The sequence below is a fragment of the Leucobacter massiliensis genome (assembly GCF_002982315.1).
GTDB classification, from domain to species: domain Bacteria; phylum Actinomycetota; class Actinomycetes; order Actinomycetales; family Microbacteriaceae; genus Leucobacter; species Leucobacter massiliensis.
The window spans coordinates 35,782-55,750 of sequence record NZ_MWZD01000024.1; the positions used below are offsets into that span (position 1 = coordinate 35,782).

A 19,969-nucleotide genomic window follows, 5' to 3' on the forward strand; every position below is an offset into this window, starting at 1 on the left:
CGTCCGCCGATCCGTGGCCCGGCAGAACGCAGTCGTGGTGACTCGATTGTGCAGCATATTCGCGATCCTCGGAAAAAGCGCGAATTGTCTTCGAAATCAGTTGTTATTATAGAAGAAAGTGGAGTGAAAGGTGGTCTGCGGTGTCGGAAACGTCGAAGAATCTGCGCCCCGAGGGTGACCTCGACGATGTCGATCGCAAGATCGTCGAGGAGCTTCAGGCCAACGGCCGCATCACCAACGCCGAACTGGCGGAGCGCGTCGGCGTCGCCGCCTCCACCTGCATCGCCCGGGTGCGGAGCCTCGTCTCGCGCCGGATCATCACGGGTTTCACGGCGACGGTCGACCCGCGGGCGATGGGTCTCGGCCTCGAGGTGCTCGTGAGCGTGACGGTCCGCTCCGGCGCCCGGCAGCGCATCACGGAGCTGAGCGAGGAACTGCGGGGCCTGCCGGAGGTGCTGCAGCTCTTCTTCCTCGGCGGCGTCGAGGACTTCATCATCCACCTCGCCGTGCGCGACTCCGACCACGTGCGCGATTTCGTCGTCGAGCATCTCTCCGCGCACCCCGCGGTGTCCTCGACGCGCACCAGCATCGTCTTCAGCCACCACCAGAACCCGATCCGGGTGAGCTGAGCGGGGGCCTCGGCGGACGCGCTCCGGCGGTGCCGCGGGCCTCCTGCCTCAGTGCCCGTCCTGCGGGGTGATCCGCGTCTCGTAGGCGTCGAGCGCCAGCTCGGCGGTGCGCAGGGCGCGCGAGCTGTAGCGGCCGATCGCCCGCTCCTCCAGCAGGGTCTCGCGCTGGGCGTCGAGGGCCAGCCGGGTGAGCCGCTGGTACTGCTGTCCGGGCGTCTCCTTCCCGGGCAGCTGGACGGGCGCGGTCGGCGCGGCCTCCACCATGATCGGGAGCAGCGCGTTGCGGGCGCTCGACCTGGCCCGTTCTGCTGCGATCCGCGTGGTGTCGGGACGTTCCGGATCCCCGCCCTCGGCGTCCGGCTCCGGCCCGAGCTCGGCGACGGCGTCGGCGATGGCGTCGTCTGCGGCCTCGAAGAGATCCCGCGTGAGTGCCGCGAGCTCCGCCTTCCTGCCCCCGAAGCCCGCGCCGGTGGCCGGGCCGGCACCGTCGGGCCACAGCCTGCGGATGAAGGCGGGGAGGGTGAGCCCGTGCAGCAGCAGCGTGGCGACGGCCACGGCGAAGGCGGCGAGGACGAGCTGCGGACGGTAGGGGACCTCGGTCGGAATCGACTGCGCTGCCGCCAGGGTGACCACGCCGCGCATGCCGCTCCACGAGAGGACCACGCCGTCGCGCCAGCCCAGCTGCTGCTCGCGCTCGTGATCGAGGTCCGCCGCTGAGCGGCGCGTGCGGATGTCGAGCTGCCGGAGCCGTTTCCGGATCCGCCCGTCGTCGCTCTCGGCCATACCGGACCTCTGCACGCGGCGGTTCAGCTGCTCATAGCCGGCCTGGCGGCGCTCGTAGCGCCGCGCGACGCCGCGCATGCCGGCGAGGAGCGGCGCCATGTACGCCGAGCGGCAGAGGATGAGGATCGCGACGAGCGCGAGCGCGAGCAGCCCGATGTGCTCGAGTTTCAGTTCGCTCTCGCCGACCTGCTCTACGAGCGAGTGCAGTTGCAGGCCCATGAGCAGGAAGACGCCGTTCTCGAGGATGAACTGCACCGTGCGCCAGTTGAGGCGCTCGTTGATGCGCGCCGAGGCGCTGAAGCGGCGCGAGGCGTGGTGGCCCGTGTACAGCCCGGTCACCACGACGGCGAGAACGCCGGAGGCGTTCAGCGCCTCCGCGGGGGCGAAGGCGACGAAGGGCACGATGAAGGAGATCATCGTGTCGTGCACGGGGTTCGTCAGGTGGGAGCGCACCCACACGGTGGCGAGCCCGATGACCAGGCCGACCACCACCGCGATCGTCACGGACGCGAAGAAGGCGCCGCTCGCGGTGGCGATCGAGAAGCTGCCGGCCACGGCCGCGACGGCGGTCTTCAGCAGCACGAGCGAGGTGGCGTCGTTGACGAGGCTCTCGCCCTCGAGGATCGAGACCACGCGCTCGGGCATCCCGAGGCGCTTGCCGATGGAGGTGGCGGCGACCGCGTCGGTGGGGCTGATGACGGCGCCCAGGGCGATCGCCGCGGGCAGCGGGATCGCGGGGATCAGCCAGTGCACCGCGTAGCCGACGACCACCGCGGAGAGGATCACGAGCACCACGGACAGGCCGATGACGGGCCGGAAATTGCGGCGGAAGTCGCTGATGGGCACGTTGACGGCCGCCGCGTACAGCAGCGGCGGGAGGACGCCGACGAGGATGATCTCGGGGTCGATGTCGATGAGCGGCACGAACGGCAGGTATCCGAGCCCGATCCCCACCACGACGAGCAGCAGGGGCGCGGCGATCCGGATCTTGCTGCCGAGGATGGAGGCGCCGACGAGCAGCACCACGGCGGCGACGTAAATCAGCTCGATCTCCATGCGCTCAGTTTAGGGACTCGCCGGGCGGCCTCGGCTGCGGATTCCACAGCCGGGGCCGACGTCTGGTCCGGCACCGGCCGGCTGCGGCGGTCCCGGGGCTCATGCCGCCGGCGCTGCGAGCTCGACCGGGCCGGGCACGAGGCCGTGGAACGCCGCCCACCGGGCGTGCTCGTCCGCGAGCGCCGCGGCGTCGAGCCGCGAGCCCGGCAGCGGGGTGGCCTCGATGCCGCCGCCCGCCCGCGTCCGCCGCCGCCACGTCCCGGCGACGCGGCCGCGGTGCACCACCGTGGCGAGGAACATGCCGTTGCGGCCGGGCACGATGCGCTCGAAGTGGGCGGGGTCGAGCTGTGCGTCCCGCACGGTGTATCCGAGCAGGTGCTCGTCGAAGGCGGGCAGCAGCAGCCACTCCGGCACGATGGCCGTCGACCCCAGTGTCCCGGGCGACACCCAGAGCGTCCCCGCGGCCCCGGCCACCCCCGCGAGCTGGGCGCGCACCACCGCGCCCTGCTCGGCCGCCGCCTCGAATCCGCGCTTCGCCTCGCCCGCGGAGATGCCCGCCCACCAGGCGAGATCCTTCGTCCGCACCGGCCCCCGGGCTGCGGTGTAGCGCGCGGCGAGCTCCGCCAGCGGATCCGCGGGGGTGCGCGGCTCGCGGATCCAGCCCTCGGCGAGGACGAGGCGCGGCTCCGCCTCGCCATCCGTGGGCCCGAAGACCGCGAGCCCGTTCTGGTGCAGCCACCAGATCAGGTGATACCGCCAGTTGCTCTGCCACTCGATGCCCGCCTCGGACCAGGCGCGGGCCAGATCGTCGCGCTCGAGCCCTCGCTCGCCGCCCGCCCGCAGCGCCGCCAGCGAGACCTCGACCAGACGGTCGAGCGTCCGGTCGCCGATGCCGAGGAACGCGCGTCGCTTCGCGGCGCCTGCGAGCGGGCGTGCGCCCGCTGCGGCCTGCATCCAGCCGAGATCCTCGGCGGCGAGGAGGTGGATGGTGCCGCGCACGGGCCAGCTGCGCACCACCGCCCCGGAGTTCAGCGCCGTCGCGACGTCCGCGAGCTCGGCCGGCGCGCCAGCCACCCGCTCGGCGCGCACGCCGAGCGCCCAGCGCGAAGAGCGCCAGTCCTGCCCCTGCAGCGCGAGCAGGTGGCGCGCAATCGCGGCGATGCGTCCCGCGCCCGAGGCGTCCGTGCCCGTCCCGGCGGGGCCGGATCCGGAGGACGCGGCGCCCGCCAGGCCGAGGGAGCGCATGCGCAGCAGGAGCACGTCGTCGTCGGTGATCGTCTCCGTCATGCGGTCAGTGTAGTGCGGGCCGCGGACAGCGACGCCGCCGACCCCGCGGCCGGCACGCCGCGGTCCGCGGCCTGCTCAGAAGCGCGCGCGGCGGTACTGCGCCGGCACGAGCTCCTCGGCTGCAGGCGCCCGCAGCTCGTGCGCCCACCGCAGCGGCAGATGCGGCTCGGCGAGGAGCGGGCGGCCGATCGTGATCACATCGGCCTGCCCCGTCGCGAGGATGCCCTCGGCCTGCTCGGCGGAGGTGATGAGCCCGACGGCGCTCACCGGCAGCGGCCCGCGCCGGAGCCGGGCTGCGAGGGGGACCTGGTAGGACGGGCCGACGGGGATCGCTGCGGCGGGCACGTTGCCGCCCGAAGAGGCGTCGATCAGATCGGCGCCGTCCTCCGCCACCCACTCGGCGACGGTGGCCGCCTGCTCCACGTCGAAGCCGCCGTCGACCCAGTCCGTCGCCGAGATGCGGACCACGATGGGCAGCGCCGCGTGCCGGGCCCGGATCGCCCGCACCACCTCGCGCAGCAGCCGCGCGCGACCCGCGAGATCGCCTCCCCACTCGTCGTCGCGGTGGTTCGAGAGCGGCGAGAGGAACTCGTGGATCAGGTATCCGTGCGCCGCATGCACCTCGACCACGTCGACCCCCGCCCCGACGGCGCGATCGGCCGCCTCGGCGAAGGCGCGCACCACCGCGGCGATCCCCTCGGCGTCGAGCGCGCGGGGCTCGGCGAAGTCCCCGAAGGCGATCGCCGAGGGCGCCACCGTCTCCCAGCCTCCCTCCGCCGCCGGCACGGTGCCTTCGGGGAAGCCCGGCAGCCACGGCTGGGTGGATGCCTTCCGGCCGGCGTGCGCGAGCTGCACGCCGATCCGGCCGCCGTGCGCGTGCACGATCTCCGCGAGACGGGCGAAGGCGCCGGCCTGCTCGTCGTTCCACAGTCCGAGGTCGCGGGGGGAGATCCTGCCCTCCGGCACCACCGCGGTCGCCTCGGCCATCACGAGGCCGGCGCCGCCCCGGGCGAGCGCCCCGAGGTGCTGCACGTGCCAGTCGCGGGGGATCCCGTCCTCCTCAGGCACCGAGTACTGGCACATGGGTGCCGCCCAGAGCCGGTTGCGCAGCTCCAGGCCGCGGAGGACGAAGGGACGGAAGAGAAGCGGGTCTGCCATGGCAGGCGAGTGTACTCCTCGAATTCCCGGGAAGAAAACGCGGGCGCGCGCGTTGCACTCGGTGACGTTCGGGGTGGGCTCTGCCCGCGCGCGGCGACGGCGCGTCGCCGGCAGCGCAGCCGTGGCGCGGGATCCGAGCCCCGCCCGTGAGCGCGTCCCGGCCCCGGCAGCACGCACCGCCCCCCTGATCCGCACCCATTCCTTCTGGAGGCAGCACGCAGTGAGCACCCTGCTCCGCATTCTGAGCTTCACCCGCTCCCTCACGCCCTACTACCTCGGCATCATGCTCGCGGCCGCGGTGGTGACGGCGGCCGGCCTGGCCGTTCCGTTCATCACGGGACGCGCCACCGACGTGATCGTGAGCGCCGTCGGGGCGGCGGTCGGCGAGGGCGGCGAGCCGGGCCTCACCGCGGTGGCGACGGACGCGATCCGCATCGTCGTGCTCCTCGCGATCGCGCTCCTCGCCGTCAGCCTCGTCGAGGCGGGCATCGGCAACGTCGGGGGCTACTGGGGCGATGTGATGAGCGCGAAGATGCGCACCATCCTCTCCACCCGCTACTTCGAGCAGCTGCTCGCGCTGCCCCAGCGCTACTACGACAACGAGCTCACCGGAACGATCGTCGCGCGGCTCAACCGCTCGATCGCCGAGGTCACGAACTTCATGAAGACCTTCTCGAACATGTTCGTGACGCTGCTGCTCACGACCGTCTCGGTCCTCGTGATCAGCGCCCTCTACTACTGGCCGCTTGCGCTGCTGCTGGCCGTCGCCTACCCCGTCTACTTCTGGCTCACCGCGCTCACGAGCCGGCGCTGGCAGCGGCTCGAGGGGGAGAAGAACGAGCACGTCGACATCGCCTCCGGCCGCTTCGCCGAGGTCGTCGGCCAGATGCGGGTCGTGAAGTCCTTCGTGCGCGAGCGGAGCGAGCTCGCCTCCTTCAGCGGCCGCTTCGCGAGCACCGAGCAGCTGACCGCGCAGCAGTCGCGGCACTGGCACACGATGGACGCGGTGCGGCAGGGCGTGCTGCACCTCATCTTCTTCGGCCTCTACGCGATCATCTTCGTGCGCACGATCACGGGGCACTTCACCCCCGGCGAGATGGTCATGCTCATCCAGCTGATGGCGATGGCGCGCCAGCCCGTGATGAGCCTGAGCTGGGTGGTCGATTCCGCGCAGCGGGCGATCGCGGGATCGCGCTCGTACTTCGAGGTGATGGATCTCGATCCGTCCCGGGTCGACGGCGGCGGGGACCGGCCGAGCGAACCGCAGGCGCGGCTCAAGCCGCCGGCACGGGGCGCGGGGGAGCGCGCCGCGGGGGACGCCGGACGGCCGGCCATCTCCTTCCAGGACGTGCGCTTCGGCTACGCGGACGGCGAAGAGGTGCTCGCGGGGGTGACCTTCGACGTGGCGCCCGGTGAACGGGTGGCCTTCGTGGGAGAGTCGGGCGGTGGCAAGACGACGATCACGAATCTGCTCATGGGCCTCTACGGCGTGCGCTCGGGGCGGATCGAGGTGGCGGGCGCCGGGGCGGACCTCGACGCCCTGCGCCGCAGCATCGGCGTCGTCTTCCAGGAGCCCCATCTGTTCTCGGGAACGATCGCCGAGAACATCGCCTACGGCCGGCCGGAGGCGAGCCGCGCGGAGATCGAAGAGGTGGCGCGGCGCGCCGCCGTGGATTCCTTCGTGCGCCGCTTCCCGGAGGGGTACGACACCGTGATCGGGGAGCGGGGCGTGAAGCTCTCGGGCGGTCAGAAGCAGCGGATCGCGGTCGCGCGCGCCATGCTGAAGGACGCGCCGATCCTCGTCCTCGACGAGGCGACCTCTGCGCTCGACAGCAAATCGGAGCGCCTCGTGCAGGCCGGTCTCGAGGAGCTCATGCGCGGGCGCACGAGCCTGATCATCGCGCATCGCCTCTCGACCATCGCGGAGGTGGACCGGATCGTCACCCTGCGCGACGGGCGGATCGACGAGATCGGGACCCCGGCTGAGCTCGCCGTCTCGGGCGGGATCTACGCGGAGCTGCTGGCGCTGCAGGCCTCCGATGCGAAGGCGGACCGCAAGCGGCTGCGGGACTTCGAGGTGGTGGCGTAGGGGGTCCGCGTCGCAGCCGGCCGCTGAGTGCCGGCGCTCTGCCGCCGACGGCGGTGCGTGAGTGTCAGCGGTCTGTGCCAGGGTTGAGGGGTCGCACGGACACGCACGAGGGAGGACGCATGCACGAGATCAAGTGCCCGCACTGCGGCAGCGCGTTCACGATCGACGAGGCGGGCTACGCGGACATCCTCGCGCAGGTGCGCGACGAGGCATTCGAGCACCAGCTGCACGAGCGGCTCGAACTCGCGGAGCGAGACAAGCGCAGCGCGCTCGAGCTCGCGAAGACCGCGGCTGCGGCGGAACTGGAGCGGGCGACGGCCGCGAAGAACGCCGAGATCCAGCAGCTGCGCGCGGAACTCGACGCCGGCGAGACGGCGCAGCAGCTCGCGGTGGCGCAGGCGCTCGCCGAGGTGGAGCAGCAGCGGGACGCGCTGCGGAACGAGCTCACGCAGGCGCAGCAGGAGCGCCGGGCGGCTGCGGAGCTCGCGGAGGCGAAGCTCGCGGCGGAGCTGCAGCGGGCCGCCTCCGAACGCGAGGCGCAGTTGCAGGAGCTGCGGGCGCAGCTCGACGCCGCCGAGATGTCGCAGCAGCTGGCGCTGAGCGAGGCGGTCGGCGCGGTCGAGCGCGAGCGCGACGAGCTGAGGAGCGGGCTGGATCGCGCGGAGCTCGAACGCCAGCTCGCGGTGCAGGCACTGAAGGAGCGCTACGAGGTGCAGTTGCGGGATCGCGACGAGGCGATCGAGCGGCTGCGCGACATGAAGGCGCGCCTCTCGACGAAGATGGTCGGCGAGACGCTGGAGCAGCACTGCGAGACCACCTTCAACCAGATCCGGGCCACCGCTTTTCCGCTCGCCTACTTCGAGAAGGACAACGACGCCCGCAGCGGCAGCAAGGGCGACTACATCTTCCGGGATCGCGACGCCGAGGGCGTCGAGATCGTGTCGATCATGTTCGAGATGAAGAACGAGGCCGACGGCACGGCGACGAAGCACAAGAACGAGGACTTCCTGCGCGAACTCGACAAGGACCGGCGCGAGAAGGGGTGCGAGTACGCGGTGCTCGTCTCGCTGCTCGAACCGGAGAGCGAGCTCTACAACTCGGGCATCGTGGATGTCTCCCACCGCTATCCGAAGATGTACGTGATCCGTCCGCAGTTCTTCATCCCGATCATCACCCTGCTGCGCAATGCGGCGCTGAACGCCCTGCAGTACAAGAGCGAGCTCGAGCAGGTGCGCGCCCAGAACATCGACATCACGCACTTCGAGAGCGAGCTCGACGCCTTCAAGAGCGCCTTCGGACGCAACTACGATCTCGCCGCACGGCAGTTCCAGGAGGCGATCAAGCGCATCGACACCTCCATCGCGGAGATGCAGAAGGTCAAGGAGCAGCTGCTGAAATCGGAGAACAATCTGCGACTCGCCAACGACAAGGCACAGGGCGTGACGATCAAGCGACTCACCCGCGGCAACCCGACGATGCAGCGGAAGTTCGCCGAACTCGAAGGCGGCGGGCCGGATGCGGGGCGCGCATGAGCCTCGGGACGATCCTCGCCGAGTCGGGCTTCGCGTCGGCGGACGACGCCTTCGCCGCGTTCGAGGCCTGGGCGTGGGAGGAGCGGGGACTGCGGCTCTATCCCGCTCAGGAGGAAGCGCTGCTCGGCATCGCGCTCGGCAGCAACGTGATCCTGTCGACGCCCACCGGCACGGGCAAGTCGCTCGTGGCGATGGGCGCGCACTTCACGGCGCTCGCCGAGGGGCGGCGCACGGTCTACACCGCCCCCATCAAGGCGCTCGTGAGCGAGAAGTTCTTCGAGCTGGTCGACGTCTTCGGCGCCGAGCAGGTGGGCATGGTGACCGGTGACACCGCCATCAACCCCGAGGCGCCGATCCTGTGCTGTACCGCCGAGATCCTCGCGAACCTCGCGATCCGCGACCGTGACGCCGACAACCCCGCGGCGGGCGGCATCACCCAGGTGGTGATGGACGAGTTCCACTTCTACGCGGAACCCGAGCGCGGCTGGGCGTGGCAGGTGCCGCTGCTGCTCATGCGGCGGGCGCAGTTCCTGCTCATGTCCGCCACCCTGGGCGATGTCACCGAGCTGGCGGCGGACCTCAGCCGGCGCACGGGGCGCGACACGGCGCAGGTCACCGGTGTCGAGCGCCCCGTGCCCCTCAGCTTCGCCTACGAGGTCGCGCCCGTGCACGAGGTCGTCGAGCGGCTGATCGAGGATCGGCAGACCCCCGCCTACCTCGTGCACTTCAACCAGTCGCACGCCGTCGAGCAGGCGCAGGCGCTCGCGAGCATTCGCATCGTCGATCGCGCCGGCCGCGATGAGATCGCGGCGGCGATCGGGGAGTTCCGCTTCTCCACCGGCTTCGGCACCACGCTCTCGCGGCTCGTGCGGTCGGGCATCGGGGTGCACCACGCCGGCATGCTGCCCCGCTACCGCAGGCTCGTGGAGCAGCTCGCGCAGCGCGGACTGCTGCGCGTGATCTGCGGCACCGACACGCTCGGCGTCGGGATCAACGTGCCCATCCGCACCGTCGTCATCACCGCGCTCACCAAGTTCGACGGGGAGCGCATGCGCCGGCTCTCGGCGCGTGAGTTCCACCAGATCGCGGGGCGCGCCGGCCGCGCCGGATACGACACCGAGGGCGATGTGATCGCGCTCGCACCGGAGCACGAGGTCGAGAACGCGCGCGCCGCCGCGAAAGCGGCGGCGAAGGCCGCAAGCGCGAAGGGCGGTAAGAAGGCCAAGCCGGCCAAGAAGAAGTCGCCGCCCCAGGGCTTCGTCGCCTGGAGCGAGCAGACGCTCGAGAAGCTCGTCGCGGCGCAGCCCGAACCGCTCGTCAGCCGCATGCGCGTCACCCACGCGATGGTGCTCGGCGTGATCGGCCGCGGCGAGCAGCGCGAAGGGGAGGCGCTGGCGACCATGCGCACGCTCGTGTTCGACACGCACGAGCCGCGCGCGGCGCAGTACGCGCACGCCCGCACTGCCATCGGGATCTTCCGCACGCTCCGCAGCGGCGGCATCGTCGAGGTGCACGAGGACGCCGCAGGCCAGCGCCTGCTGCGGCTCACCGTCGAGCTGCAGGCCAATTTCGCCCTCAACCAGCCGCTCTCACCCTTCGCGCTCGCCGCCATCGAACTGCTCGACCCCGAGTCGGCGAGCTACGCGCTCGACGTCATCTCGGTGATCGAGGCCACGCTCGAAGACCCTCGCGCCATTCTCCGCGCGCAGGAGCACCGCGCCCGCGGCGAGGCCGTCGCCGCCATGAAAGCCGAGGGCATCGAGTACGAGGAGCGGATGGAACTCCTCGAAGCCGTCACCCACCCGCAGCCCCTGAAGGAACTGCTCGACGAGGCCTTCGAGGCGTACACCGCCGAGGTGCCGTGGGCGCGCGATTTCCAGCTGCGGCCGAAGTCAGTGGTGCGCGACATGGTGGAGCGGGCCTTCGGCTTCCGCGACCTCGTCTCCTTCTACCAGCTCGGCCGGGCCGAGGGCACCGTGCTGCGCTACCTCAGCGACGCCTTCCGCGCCATCGAGCGCACTGTGCCCGAGCAGTCGAAGACCCCGGAGCTCGAAGAACTGCTCGACTGGCTCGGCGAGCTGGTGCGACAGGTCGACTCCAGCCTCATCGACGAGTGGGAGCAGCTGGCGAGCCCCGATCCCGAGGCGCTCGACCGCGCCCGGGAGCTGCTGGGACTCGGCGCGGGCGGTGCGGGGGCGGCCGAAGCGGCCGCAGCGATCGCGCCCCCGGCACGCTCGGTGCTGGCCAACGAGCGCGCCTTCCTCGTCATGCTGCGCAACGCGCTCTTCCGCCGGGTGCAGGCTGCCGCCTTCGAGCGTTACGGGGAGCTCGCCGAGCTCGACGGGCCGCGCGGTTTCGGGGAGCAGCGCTGGCGCGACGCGCTCGCCGGCTACTACGCCGAGTACGACGAGATCCGCATCGACGCCGAGGCGCGCAACGCGGGGCTGCTCGAAATCGACCGCTCGGACGCCGCCTCCGGGCAGTGGCGCTTCCGTCAGGTGCTGCTCGACCCCGCGGGTGACCGTGACTGGGGCATCGAGGGCGTGGTCGAGCTCGCCGAATCCGAGGCCGAGGGGGAGCCGGTGCTGCGCATCGAACGGGTCGCCCCGCTCGGATAGGTGCCGGGCGCCGTGCGGCTGGGTGCCGGGCGCGCGGCTCGGCGCCCAGCCGCTCGCTCGGGCTCCTCTCCCGCGCCGCCTCGGAGCCGGGGCCATCCGTGCCGGCTAGGAGCCCGCGTCGCCCGCCTCTCCCTGCGCCCCGTCCGGCGCGCCGGCGCCGGAGCCGTCCGCGCCCGTGGCTGCCTCGTTCGAGGAGCCGATCACCTCCGCGATCTCCGCATCGGTGAGCGGTCGCCACGGCGAATCCTGCGGCTTCACGAGCGAGGCGTCGGGGCTGTCGCCCCGCGTCCACCACTTCGCTTCGAAGCCGGCGCCGTCGAACAGCACCCGCGCACCGCGACGGTACTCCGCCGCCTGGCTCCACTCCGGGAACGCCCCGGCGGGCAGCTTCGGCCGCTCGACCGGCTTCTCGCCTGGGAGCACCGGCCCGAGGAGCCGCCACGGCTGCGAGCCGTTCTCCCCGGCCTGGTCCGGCCGGTCGCCCTCGGTCCACCACTTCGCCTCGTAGACGTTGCGCAGCCAGACCACCTTCGTCTCCGCCGGGTAGGCGGTGGCCTCGTTCCAGATCGGATACGGGCTGGTCTCCGGGTCGTCCTGCTGCGGTTCGAGCGGGCCGACCGGGTCCATCGGCTCGGCCACCTGAGCGATCGCACCCGTGCGGTGCTCGCGCAGGATCTTCGAGAACTCGCCCTTCTCCTGCGTGACGCCGCTGCACGAGTCTGAGACCTGCTTCGGGTCCGGCCAGTTCGCGCTGCACTGCTGATCCCGGTTCAGGGACCACATCGACATGCGAGCCATGCCGTGCTCCTCGGCGAAACGCGACAGCTCCTGCGCGTTCTCCAGGGTGAAGACATCCTTGCGGGTGTCGTTCTGTCCGATCATCGGGGTCGCCGAGACCCGGCTCCAGGCGGTGGCCTCGCCGATCGGCTGCTCGATCTCCTGATAGAGCGCCCGCAGCTGCGACTGCGTCGCCTCCAGGCTGCTCACCACGGAGGGGTAGAAGTCCCGCTCCGAGCGGGAATCGTAGTTCATCGTCATCACGTTGACGCCCGCGAGATCGACCCCGGCCCGGAGGTAGCTGCGGATGGCCTGCAATCCCTCGAACGTCAGCCCGTCGGGCGCGACGGGGAGCGTCAGCCACACGTCGAGGCCGCCCTTTCGCGCGTCCTGCACGGAGCGGATCGCGCGCGCCTGCCGGGCGATGCCCTCCTCGCTGGAGAGGAACTCGCCCTCGATGTCCATGTCGATGCTCGCCAGCTCGTACCGCTCGACGACGGTGCGGTACGCCTCCGCGAGCTGGTCCTCGTCCGTGCACCCGAAGGCGACATCGTGATTGGCCTGCCCCCCGAATGAGACCATCGCCGTGCCGCCGAGCGTGCGCAGCCGGGCGATCCGGCGGTCCAGGTCGAGGGCGTTCCCCGCCTCTTCGAGCGAGTAGTGCGTCCCCCACGAGGGCTCGCAGGGGTCACCGCTGTCCGCGACGATGAACGACAGCACGACGTTGCGCTGGCCGTCGTCCCCGGGGGACTCGAACGGAAACGACGGCGTCGCGGTCACGTCGACGTAGGCGTCGAACCACGGGGTGCGCTCCGCGGCGATCTGCACGTCCTGTGCGCGGCCCACGGCGTAGACGCCTCCCGCGACGAGACCCGCCGCGACGAGCACGACGATGCCGAGGCGCACCCAGGAGAGGCGCCTGCCCGGATACCACTTCGCCATGTCACGGCCCCTTGCCCCGTCGCCGGTCCCCATCGCAGACGGGCCCGGACTCCCGCGTGTGCTGGAAGATCCCGTCAGCTATGCTATACGAACGAAAAGGGGTGGCCCGTTCGGTGACCGGCAGGTGGAGGCCGCCGAACCGGCCCCGTCATCCCGAGGGCGGAGGCTCGTCGTCGCAGACGACGACCGCCAGCGCGGGCCGAATGGGGGTTCGGTGAACAAGGCCACGAAGGCTCGGCGCCGTCAGTGGGGCGCCGAGCGCCGTTCGGAGCCGCTCGCGATCATGCACTCGCGCCCGAGCGCGGCCGCGATCGTGTGGGCGCGGGCGGCGATCGTCATCACCGTGCTCGCCTGGTTCCTCTACATGGTCACCACGATCGTGCGGATGGTGATCGAGGGACCGAGCGAGTCCTTCATCTTCCACGTGCAGACCTGGGTCTACGGTCTCACCGTCACCGCCCTCACCTTCTCCGCGCTGATGTATCTCACCGCGCGCTACGGGGCGCTCGTCCGCTTCCGCGAGCACCGGCGCGTGGAGCGCGCCCTGATCGACGCGCACTTCGCCGACTCCGACTCGGACGTGACCGTGCTGATCCCGAGCTACGACGAAGAACCCGAGGTGGTGCGCTACACGCTGTGGTCGGCGGCGCTGCAGGAGTTCCCCTCCGTGCGGGTGGTGCTCCTCATCGACGACAAGGAAGCCGGACTGCAGGGGGCCGCGCTCGAACGCCTGCAGCGCACCCGCGGACTGCTCGGCGAGATCGCTGCAGCGCTCGAAGCCCCGCGCGAGCGCGCCGAAGCCGCGATGCGCGAGTTCCGCGAGCGCGCCTCCGGGGTGCCCGGGCCGGAGGACGCGCAGCGCGCCGCGGACGCCTACGCCGAGGCGGCCGCCTGGCTCGACGAGTTCGCTGCGGCGGAGCCAGTGGACGAGCACATGGCGGAGTTCTTCGCGGAGCAGGTGCTGCTCGGCCTCTCCAACGACCTGCGCCTCACCCGGCTCGCGCTCGCCGCGGCTGCCGAGCAGGGCAGCTCGCCCGATCGCGAGCGGCTCGAGCAGCTCCACCGCCGCCTCGTATGGATTTTCTCCGCCGAGCTCGCGTCCTTCGAGCGCAAGCGCTACGCCTCGCTCTCGCAGGAGCCCAACAAGGCGATGAACCTGAACTCCTACATCTCGCTGATGGGCGGCCGCTACCGTGTCGACGAGGAGACGGGCGCCAGCCTGCTCGTGCCGCTGCGGGATCACGACGAGGCCGAGCCGGATCTCGTGATCCCCGACAGCACCTACCTGCTGACCCTCGACGCCGACTCGCAGCTGCTGCGCGACTACTGCGTGCGGCTCGTGTACCTGCTCGAGCAGCCGGAGAACGAGCGGGTCGCGGTGACCCAGACGCCGTACTCGTCCTTCCGCGGGGCGACGACGCGCATTGAGCGCATCGCCGGCGCGACCACCGATCTGCAGCACATCCAGCACCAGGGGCTGACGTACTTCAACGCGACGTTCTGGGTGGGAGCGAACGCGGTGATCCGCAAGGCCGCGCTCGCCGACATCGCCGTCACGGAGACGGTGGGCGGCTTCGAGATCACCACCTACGTGCAGGATCGCACCGTCATCGAGGACACCGAGTCGAGCATCGACCTCGGCGTGCACGGCTGGACGCTGGAGAACTACCCCGAGCGGCTGAGCTACAGCGCCACTCCGCCCGACTTCGGCTCGCTCGTCGTGCAGCGCCGCCGCTGGGCCAACGGCGGCCTGCTCATCATGCCGAAGATGCTCGAGATGATCCGCGTGCGCAAGGGAACACCGGCTCGCGTGCGCCTCACCGAGAAGATGCTGCGCACGAACTACATGTCGTCGCTGGCCTGGGCGAGCTTCGGGCTCATCTTCCTGCTGTTCTTCCCCTTCGACTCCCGGCTCCTCAGCCCGCTGGTCGTCGCAGCCGCGCTGCCCTACTTCATCTCGCAGGCGCTCGACCTGCGGGCGAGCGGCCACCGCAGCAGTGACATCTTCCGCATCTACGGCTTCAATCTGGTGCTGCTGCCGGTGAACCTCGCCGGGGTCATCAAGTCCATGCAGCAGGGCGTCACGGGCGAGAAGATCCCCTTCGCGCGCACCCCGAAGGTCACGGGGCGCACCGCGGCGCCCGCGATCTACGTGATCCTGCCCTTCGTCATCATCGTGTTCTCCGTGATCACGGCGGTGCGCGACTCCCAGCTCGGCAACTGGGGCAACGCGATCTTTGCGGGCTTCAACGCGATCATGGCGAGCTGGGCCGCGCTCTCCTACATCGGCCTGCGGGCCGCGATCGTCGACTCGGTGCTCGGGATCGTCGGCTGGCTCTACGTGCCCGAGAAGCAGCCCCAGCCGAAGCAGGGCAGCCTCGTCGACCCCGAGGCGGCCGTGAACTGGCAGGCGATCCTCTACCACGGCGACCGCCGCCTGCGCCGCGACCTGGCGCGCACGAGCGACCGCAGGCGCCGGCTGAGCACCGTGCGCAGCGAGGTCCAGGCGGGGGGTTCGGCCCAGGAAGATGCCCCGCGTGTCTCCGATGGGCCGGTGACGGCCACCGGCACCGTGACGGTCGCCTCGGCATGGGACGAGCGTGGGATCGACGCGGTCATCGCGCCGCGGGACGGGGCGGAGCCCGGGAGCGGATCCCGGCCGGGGGCCGGATCCGAGCCGGGGATCGGAGCCGCGTCGCGGGCCGCGAAGGAGCGGCGCGAGCCGTAGCCTAGGACGCATGCCGCTCACTCCGCTCACCCCCGCGCTGTTCCGTTCCGTCGCCGATCACACCCTGCTCGCGCCGGGCACCACCCGCGCCGAGCTCGAAGCCTTCCTGCGGGGCGCCCGGGAGCTCGGCGTCGCCCGGGTGTGCGTGAGCCCGTCCGCCCTGCCCGTGGATCCGGGGATCCTCGCCGGGCTCGAGATCGTCACCGTCGTGGGGTTCCCCAGCGGGGCGCACCGCGCCGAGGCGAAGGCCGCGGAGGCGGCGATCGCGGTGTCGGAGGGTGCCGCCGAGATCGACATGGTGGTGAACCGGGCGCTGATGCGGGCGGGGGAGTGGGAGGCCTGCGAGGACGAGATCCGAGCGGTGCGCGAGGCCTGCCCGGCCCGGGTGCTGAAGGTCATCATCGAGAGCGCCGCGCTGAACGACGAGCAGATCGTCGGCGCCTGCCGGGCGGCCGCCGCGGCCGGTGCCGACTTCGTGAAGACCTCCACCGGCTTCGATCCCGCGGGCGGGGCGAGCGTGCGCGCCGTGCGGCTGATGCGCGAGACGGTGGGGGAGGTGCTCGGGGTGAAGGCCTCGGGCGGGATCCGCTCAGCCGCAGCGGTCCGCGAACTGTGGGAGGCGGGCGCGACGCGCTTCGGGGTGTCGGCGACCGCGGCGATTCTCGCGGACTGGGGCGCGGCGGACACGGACGCCGGTACCGGCCCGCGTCCCGGACCGGAAGCGGCGGACGCGGGCTACTGAGCCCGCGCTGTCCCGCCGCTGCGGCCGCAGCACCGGGACACTAGACTCTCCCCATGCGTCTTGGAGTGATCGACGTCGGGTCCAACACCGTCCACCTGCTCGTCGTGGACGCGCATCCGGGGGCGAGCCCGGTGCCGTTCCACTCGCAGCGATCCGTGCTGCGGCTGATGCGCTACCTCGACGCGGACGGCGCGATCGTGGAGGAGGGCGTCGCGCGCATCGTCGACTCGATCCGTGAGTGCGCGAAGACCGCCCGCGAGATCGGCGTGCACGACCTCCTCGCCACGGCGACGAGCGCGATCCGCGAGGCGGCGAACGGGGAGGAGGTGCTCGCGCGCATCGCCCGCGAGACCGGCATCTCCCTGCAGGTGCTCTCCGGCGAGGACGAGGCGCGGATCACGATGCTCGCGGTGCGGCGCTGGCTGGGATGGTCTGCGGGCGAGATCCTGCTCTTCGACATCGGCGGCGGCTCCTTCGAGATCGCGCAGGGCGCCGACGAGTACCCCGATGTGCAGGTCTCCCTCCCGCTTGGCGCCGGGCGCACCACCATCAACTTCCTGCCGGAGGATCCGCCCGCGCGGGAGGCGGTGTCGCGGCTGCGCGCGCACGCCCGCGCCGAGTTCACGCGGGTGCGCGAGGAGGTCTTCGCGGACCGGCCGCGGCCGAAGCGGGTGGTGGGCACCTCGAAGACGATCCGCTCGCTGGCGCGGCTCGTGGGCGGGCCCTCGGATCCCGTGACGGGCGACCTGGCGCAGCTGCACTACGTGGGCCTGCGCGAGTGGGAGCCGTCGCTGCGTGAGATGCCGGGATCCGTGCGCGAGTACCTGCCGGGGATCACCCCGGAGCGCGGCTATCAGATCCTCGCGGGCGCGATCGTGCTGCGCACGGCGATGAAGGTGTTCGAGGTCGACACGCTGACGATCTCGCCGTGGGCGCTGCGCGAGGGGATCGTGCTGCGCTACATCGACGCGCTCGACGGCCGCGGCGCCGACCCGGTGGGCGCGGAGGCGCTCGGGGCGCTCCAGGCGGGCTGAGGAACGCGGCGGGGGAGGGACCGGCTGCGCGCCGTCCCTCCCTCGCCCCGGCCGCCTGAGCGAGCGGGCGGGATGCCCCCGCTCAGCTCGTGCGGCGGCTCCGCGCGCGCAGCATGAGCAGCGCGCCGAACGCCAGCAGCGGCAGGCCGAGCGCGGCGAGGCCCGCCGAGTCACCGGCGCCGGTGGTGGGCAGGCCGCCCTGGGAGCCGGGGCCTCCGGGGCCGCCGGCGACGGGGGCCGCCGTGACCGTGACCGGGGATGAGGCGCTGGTCACCTCGCCGTCGAAGGCGCTGACGGAGGCGGTGAGGCGGTAGCTCTCCGCGCCGGTGAGCGCGAGGGTGTTCGCGGGAACCGTCTGCGTGGCCCCGTCGCGCGTCGCTCCGGCGGGGATCGTCGACTGCCAGACCACCTCGCCGCTGTGCGCGGTGAGGCGCAGGGTCACGGGGAGATCGTCGGGCACCCCGTCGAGGCCCAGCACCGAGAACGGCATCGCCTGCCGCACGGCGGCCGTGTACGCGCCGCGGTCCAGTGCGAGCGGGGGAGCCGCTGCGACGACCGTCACGGGGAGCGCGGCGGTGACGCGCCGCGGCTCGGCGGGCTCCTCCTCCTGCGCCTCGCGTGCGTCCGCCGTGTCTGCGCTGAGCAGGGCGGGCTGCGGGACGTCGATCACCGGGAGCTCGCCGAGGGTGAGGGCGGCGCGCACGGTGAGCTGCGTGTCCGGCTCGCCGAACTGCGCCGTGAAGAGCTTCGCGGGAAGGCTGACCGTGTGACGCGAGTTCCCGTCCCCGAGGTGGTCGCCTTCCGGGACGGAGATCGGGCCGACGGTGGTGGCGATCCCCTCCGCGGACTCGACCGCGAGCCCCAGCTCGGATCCCGCGCTCACGGCCCCGTCGATGGCGACCGTGACCGTGGCGTCGGCGCCGGCGGTCACCGTGCGGGAGGACTCCGGGACGCCGTCGGCGTCCAGGAAGGAGATCGTGGGTTCCTCGGCGACGCGGATCTGATGGATCAGCGGCACCAGCTCCGGGTAGTAGTTCTGGGACTCGATGCCCCAGTTGGTGATCTCCACGTCGTAGAGCCCCGGATCTGAGAGCAGCTCGCGCGGGATCATGAGGTGGCCGTCGGCCCAGCCGAGCTCGTACAGCGAGACCGACCACTGCTCGCTCGGGCCGGCGCCGATCCCGGCGGGGCGGATGTTGACGTTGAGCATCTGATCGCCGGGCACCCTCTGAGTGCCCTCGATCCGGATCGGCACCGGGCGGGTGTCGTCGGCGTAGGTGACGGTCAGCGGCTTCGCCAGGGTCGGCGCGGAGAAGTCGCCCGCGAGGACCGTGGCGGTGAGGGTGAAGTCGCTCGGCAGCACGTTCGCCTCGTCGAGCATGGGGGTGATGCGGACCTCGTAGCGGCCCTCAGTGTCGAAGGCGTCGCGGGGGATCGTGACGGCCCCGTCGTTCAAGGCCAGCTCTGCGGCGGTGAGCTGCAGCTGCGGCGCCCACTCCGCGGCACCCGGCGCGAGCATCCGCAGCTCGAAGCCCTGTGCCTCGGGGAGTCCCCGGGTGCTGCGGAGGGTGAGCTGGGCGGGCTTCTCGCCGTTCAGGTCGAGCGAGACCGTGTCCGGGGTCACCGCGGGGGCGTCGGCGACCGAGATCGAGCCGATGATGCGGAACTTCGCGTCGTAGTGGTCGGTCGACACGTCGTAGTTGCTGAGCTCGAGGTAGTGGGCGCCCGCGGTGAGCGCGCTGCGCGGCACGGAGATCGTTCCGCCGTCCTCGCGGATCTGATCGGCGGTGACGATTCCCAGCTGGTTCCAGCCGCCGCCACCTGCCGCGCCGAGGAGCAGCTTGAACTCCTGGTCCCCGGGCACCTCGTCCAGCCCGGTCACCGTGAAGCGCACGGGGGTGGTGGCCGCGACGTTGCTCGTCTGCTCGGCGACGGCGAACGCGGGTCGCGAGCTCACCGGGCCGAGGAGCTGCTGCCCGTCTTCGAGGGAGCGGATCTGCCCGCCGGGCTGGGCGAGCGCGGCGGCCGGAGCGCCGAAGGCGAGGGCGCTCGCCGTGAGCGCGGCGATCGTGCAGAGGGTGGCGGCGCGGTGCGGTGCGCGCGATGGGGCTTGGGGCACGGGAGTTCCTCGGGTGCAAGGCGCCGTGGCAGCTGCGACGGCGTCGATGAATGGATGGCGCGGGCGAGCGGTCGCAGAGATGCGGCCGGCTCGGAGCCGCCGGCCTTCCCGGCGGAGCTCTCCCCCCGACAGTCGTCGTCGGAGCTCACGCGCACAGAAGGATGGATTGAGTATAAACGTGAATGGGGGATGGAAAGAAGGATTTTCTTGACGCGCCCGGCGGCAGCGGCGCCCGGCGGCGTTTTGAGTTCCGCTCCGGGATCGGGTAAAGTGATCTCTCGGTGCTGATCCCCTCGGGGGTCGGAATCACGCCTTGGGATATGGTGTAATTGGCAACACTACGGTTTCTGGTACCGTCATTCTAGGTTCGAGTCCTGGTATCCCAGCCATTCACGCCCTGATCCTCCCCGGAAGATCAGGGCGTCGTGCATTCCGGAGGCGCGCACGGGAGCCTGGGTAGGCGCCGAAACGGGTA

Annotated in this window: 12 protein-coding genes and 1 tRNA gene; 8 read left to right on the forward strand and 5 right to left on the reverse strand. The window is 71.7% G+C overall.

What is annotated here, in order from left to right:
- The first annotated feature begins 140 nt into the window (after positions 1 to 140).
- The gene (locus B4915_RS13820) at positions 141 to 629 is read left to right on the forward strand and encodes an Lrp/AsnC family transcriptional regulator (RefSeq protein WP_105806410.1); all 489 of its coding nucleotides are present in this window, start codon (positions 141 to 143) and stop codon (positions 627 to 629) included.
- A 48-nt stretch (positions 630 to 677) separates the two neighbouring features.
- Here the strand turns inward: B4915_RS13820 and B4915_RS13825 are convergent, their stop codons facing one another.
- From B4915_RS13825 to B4915_RS13835, 3 genes are all read right to left on the reverse strand, one after another.
- Entirely contained in the window at positions 678 to 2,468 is a 1,791-nt protein-coding gene (locus B4915_RS13825; protein ID WP_105806411.1) for a cation:proton antiporter, read from the reverse strand.
- A 99-nt stretch (positions 2,469 to 2,567) separates the two neighbouring features.
- Complete coding sequence (locus B4915_RS13830; RefSeq protein ID WP_105806412.1) at positions 2,568 to 3,755, reverse strand: winged helix DNA-binding domain-containing protein; 1,188 nt, start codon at positions 3,753 to 3,755, stop codon at positions 2,568 to 2,570.
- A 75-nt stretch (positions 3,756 to 3,830) separates the two neighbouring features.
- Positions 3,831 to 4,913: an NADH:flavin oxidoreductase/NADH oxidase gene (locus B4915_RS13835; RefSeq protein WP_105806413.1), complete on the reverse strand. Its 1,083-nt coding sequence runs from the start codon at positions 4,911 to 4,913 to the stop codon at positions 3,831 to 3,833.
- Positions 4,914 to 5,133: 220 nt separating this feature from the next.
- On the opposite strand from B4915_RS13835, the gene B4915_RS13840 reads away from it, so the two are divergent.
- The 3 genes from B4915_RS13840 to B4915_RS13850 all read left to right on the forward strand — a co-directional run bounded on the left by B4915_RS13840 (position 5,134) and on the right by B4915_RS13850 (position 11,152).
- Positions 5,134 to 7,002, forward strand: coding sequence for an ABC transporter ATP-binding protein (locus B4915_RS13840; RefSeq protein ID WP_105806414.1), 1,869 nt, complete (start codon positions 5,134 to 5,136; stop codon positions 7,000 to 7,002).
- A 119-nt stretch (positions 7,003 to 7,121) separates the two neighbouring features.
- Positions 7,122 to 8,534 (forward strand): DUF2130 domain-containing protein, encoded by a 1,413-nt coding sequence (locus B4915_RS13845; RefSeq protein WP_105806415.1) that lies wholly within the window; start codon positions 7,122 to 7,124, stop codon positions 8,532 to 8,534.
- The gene (locus B4915_RS13850) at positions 8,531 to 11,152 is read left to right on the forward strand and encodes a DEAD/DEAH box helicase (protein ID WP_105806416.1); all 2,622 of its coding nucleotides are present in this window, start codon (positions 8,531 to 8,533) and stop codon (positions 11,150 to 11,152) included. The genes B4915_RS13845 and B4915_RS13850 overlap by 4 nt, the downstream gene beginning before the upstream one ends.
- Before the next feature lie 105 nt (positions 11,153 to 11,257).
- Here B4915_RS13850 and B4915_RS13855 read toward each other — a convergent pair whose 3' ends face one another.
- On the reverse strand, positions 11,258 to 12,871 hold the full coding sequence (locus B4915_RS13855; RefSeq protein WP_105806417.1) for a chitinase: 1,614 nt from the start codon (positions 12,869 to 12,871) through the stop codon (positions 11,258 to 11,260).
- 283 nt (positions 12,872 to 13,154) lie between these two features.
- Between B4915_RS13855 and B4915_RS13860 the strand changes: the two genes are divergently transcribed.
- Genes B4915_RS13860 through B4915_RS13870 form a run of 3 tightly spaced genes read left to right on the forward strand, consistent with a single transcriptional unit; the run spans position 13,155 to position 17,375 of the window.
- Complete coding sequence (locus B4915_RS13860; RefSeq protein ID WP_245907527.1) at positions 13,155 to 15,599, forward strand: glycosyltransferase family 2 protein; 2,445 nt, start codon at positions 13,155 to 13,157, stop codon at positions 15,597 to 15,599.
- A 10-nt stretch (positions 15,600 to 15,609) separates the two neighbouring features.
- On the forward strand, positions 15,610 to 16,341 hold the full coding sequence (deoC, locus tag B4915_RS13865; RefSeq protein ID WP_105806418.1) for a deoxyribose-phosphate aldolase: 732 nt from the start codon (positions 15,610 to 15,612) through the stop codon (positions 16,339 to 16,341).
- A 53-nt stretch (positions 16,342 to 16,394) separates the two neighbouring features.
- On the forward strand, positions 16,395 to 17,375 hold the full coding sequence (locus B4915_RS13870; RefSeq protein ID WP_105806419.1) for a Ppx/GppA phosphatase family protein: 981 nt from the start codon (positions 16,395 to 16,397) through the stop codon (positions 17,373 to 17,375).
- An 82-nt stretch (positions 17,376 to 17,457) separates the two neighbouring features.
- Here B4915_RS13870 and B4915_RS13875 read toward each other — a convergent pair whose 3' ends face one another.
- Positions 17,458 to 19,494 (reverse strand): hypothetical protein, encoded by a 2,037-nt coding sequence (locus B4915_RS13875; protein ID WP_105806420.1) that lies wholly within the window; start codon positions 19,492 to 19,494, stop codon positions 17,458 to 17,460.
- Between the two features lie 314 nt (positions 19,495 to 19,808).
- Between B4915_RS13875 and B4915_RS13880 the strand changes: the two genes are divergently transcribed.
- Positions 19,809 to 19,883 (forward strand) — tRNA-Gln (locus B4915_RS13880).
- Positions 19,884 to 19,969: the final 86 nt, after the last annotated feature.

Bases quoted from the DNA above. Each gene is read 5' to 3' on its own strand.
- B4915_RS13825 (WP_105806411.1), bottom strand. From the start codon at position 2,468: ATGGAGATCGAGCTGATTTACGTCGCCGCCGTGGTGCTGCTCGTCGGC.
- B4915_RS13830 (WP_105806412.1), bottom strand. From the start codon at position 3,755: ATGACGGAGACGATCACCGACGACGACGTGCTCCTGCTGCGCATGCGC.
- B4915_RS13835 (WP_105806413.1), bottom strand. From the start codon at position 4,913: ATGGCAGACCCGCTTCTCTTCCGTCCCTTCGTCCTCCGCGGCCTGGAG.
- B4915_RS13845 (WP_105806415.1), top strand. From the start codon at position 7,122: ATGCACGAGATCAAGTGCCCGCACTGCGGCAGCGCGTTCACGATCGAC.
- B4915_RS13850 (WP_105806416.1), top strand. From the start codon at position 8,531: ATGAGCCTCGGGACGATCCTCGCCGAGTCGGGCTTCGCGTCGGCGGAC.
- B4915_RS13855 (WP_105806417.1), bottom strand. From the start codon at position 12,871: ATGGCGAAGTGGTATCCGGGCAGGCGCCTCTCCTGGGTGCGCCTCGGC.
- B4915_RS13860 (WP_245907527.1), top strand. From the start codon at position 13,155: ATGCACTCGCGCCCGAGCGCGGCCGCGATCGTGTGGGCGCGGGCGGCG.
- deoC (WP_105806418.1), top strand. From the start codon at position 15,610: ATGCCGCTCACTCCGCTCACCCCCGCGCTGTTCCGTTCCGTCGCCGAT.
- B4915_RS13870 (WP_105806419.1), top strand. From the start codon at position 16,395: ATGCGTCTTGGAGTGATCGACGTCGGGTCCAACACCGTCCACCTGCTC.